Source organism: Vibrio sp. 2132-1, assembly GCF_033344315.1.
This window is the reverse complement of record NZ_JAWPON010000847.1, coordinates 1-521: the sequence shown is the minus strand read 5'-3', so window position 1 is coordinate 521 and position 521 is coordinate 1. Positions and strand designations below refer to the sequence as shown.

The 521-nt window shown below is 40.7% G+C and carries 1 pseudogene; it reads left to right on the top strand.

The annotated features are described in order from the left end of the window. A pseudogene (locus tag R8N47_RS28345) lies at window positions 1-521 on the top strand (RHS repeat domain-containing protein); the annotation flags it as partial.

Genomic DNA, 521 nt, shown 5'->3' with positions numbered 1-521 from the left:
CAGATGAAAAGCACAACGTCACCTCATGGGAATTTGTAAGTGATTCTGCTGACGAGATTGAATTTGAACCAGTTGAGCATGGTTCAACTAGTTATCAAGTCTATGTCGGAGCAAGCTGTCATTTCCTAAACCCAAATACACGAATTGTCACTCTCTCTAGTGGTGATCAATATCGTTTTGAGTTGGTAGAAGACATTTGGCTATTAAAACAAATCCGCAATGGAATCTTTTCGACGTTCCAACTTCGTTATTCGAGAAACCATCGCCTAATTGAAGTTGCACATAACAAGCGACCAGTTCTTGAGTGTCAATATGATAAACAAGGGCGCCTTGTTGAATTGTTGAACACAAAGACAGAACAAGTATTAACAACATATATCTATGACGAGCAAGACGATCTTGTTAGTGCGACGAATGATTTGGGTTTGACTGAGCGATATGAGTATCAAGACCAACATTTGATAGCCAAACGTGTTCGACCAACAGGGTTTACGCATCACTTTGAATGGTCGGGAGAAGGC